Annotated in this window: 4 protein-coding genes; 1 reads left to right on the top strand and 3 read right to left on the bottom strand. The window is 41.4% G+C overall.

The features are described from left to right. On the bottom strand, window positions 1–411 hold a 411-nt coding region (locus ACT2CV_RS09845; RefSeq protein ID WP_464974068.1), incomplete at its 3' end, for a phage tail tape measure protein. Between the two features lie 37 nt (window positions 412–448). Here ACT2CV_RS09845 and ACT2CV_RS09840 point away from each other — a divergent pair. Continuing rightward, the gene (locus ACT2CV_RS09840; protein ID WP_464974067.1) at window positions 449–820 is read left to right on the top strand and encodes a hypothetical protein; all 372 of its coding nucleotides are present in this window, start codon (window positions 449–451) and stop codon (window positions 818–820) included. Here the strand turns inward: ACT2CV_RS09840 and ACT2CV_RS09835 are convergent. After that, window positions 815–949 carry a GpE family phage tail protein gene (locus tag ACT2CV_RS09835; RefSeq protein WP_464972295.1) on the bottom strand — a complete coding sequence of 45 codons (135 nt, stop codon included), beginning with the start codon at window positions 947–949 and terminating at the stop codon, window positions 815–817. The genes ACT2CV_RS09840 and ACT2CV_RS09835 overlap by 6 nt on opposite strands. Window positions 950–969: 20 nt before the next feature. Next, on the bottom strand, window positions 970–1,137 hold the full coding sequence (locus tag ACT2CV_RS09830; protein WP_464974069.1) for a phage tail assembly protein: 168 nt from the start codon (window positions 1,135–1,137) through the stop codon (window positions 970–972). Window positions 1,138–1,140 lie beyond the last annotated feature (3 nt).

The following is a 1,140-nucleotide window of genomic DNA, read 5'->3' as shown; positions in this document are numbered from 1 at the left end:
ACCAAGCAAATATTCTCGAGCGGTACCAGCTTGTCCTCCTGCGGACACAATCGCTGCTATTTCCTCGCCAGCCATCGGAATTGTGCGCGTTAATTGCAGAATATCTTGCCCCATTTCTTTAAACTGTTTTGGGCTATCAAAATTGACAACCTTTTTCACATCTGCCATTGCGCTTTCAAATTTTATCGCGGGCTGTGCTGCTGCAAGAATGGAGCTTGCGGTAGCAGTTCCCAAAGAAATAAGAGAGCCAGTACTTAATGCTGCATTTTTGAATAATGCTCCGATACGTTGTCCCGTAGTTTGTGTATCATCTCGAAATAGCTTTAGACTGTTTCGCACATTTCTGATGCCCGAAATCGCGCCACCAACAGAGGCTCCGATGACTAAAGATATTGCTAAATTAGACGACATAATTTATAGTTCCCTTTAAATGTAGAGGAGAAAAAGTATGATCTTGAAAGCACTTTTTGAGTTCATTGAGGATATGCTTATCTTAATCGGCGCTTGTATTTTGCTGCTCATCCTATTCATTGGAGTGATGATTGCCTTTCATTTCTATCCAATTATCACAAGCATTATTGGAGGTCTTATTGTCTTTGGCTGTGTTGGCGCGTTATTAGAAACGATACTAACAAAAAGACAATTAGAACTCACATCAGAATGGTTTGCTTATACAATAGCAGCTGGGTTATTGCTTACTGCTATCGGTTTCGCCTTTTACTATTTCACCAAAACCACCGCAGTTATCTGCGCTTTTATTTTGCTCGGTTTGATTGTCGAACAAGTCGAAAAACACAAAGCTAAAAAAGCCACGTCATAGCGTGGCTTTTGTATATCCTGCTTTAATTTGGCGGTTGGCTTGTTCCATCCAAGTTTGTAGCTCCGCTAAGCTCATTTGCTCAATTTCGCTGACATTCCAACCATACCACCAAGCCACATCTGCAATCATTTCATCAAGCTGACTACTAGTTACTTTCCCTTTTGCATCTCGGCAAAGGCTTTTTGCACATTGGCATAGTCAGCAATATCCAAATCATCTAAATCTTCAGGGACTAATCCTGTAAGCAATGCCAGCATATAGACTTCTTTGTCCGCATCGCTACCTTGTAATTCGTTCATTCGCTTGATGTCGCGCACTTT

Source organism: Reella acinonychis (genome assembly GCF_052384575.1).
In the GTDB taxonomy this organism is placed as follows: domain Bacteria; phylum Pseudomonadota; class Gammaproteobacteria; order Enterobacterales; family Pasteurellaceae; genus JBQSUQ01.
The sequence above is the reverse complement of the archived record's forward strand: the minus strand, read 5'-3'. Positions and strand labels throughout refer to the sequence as shown.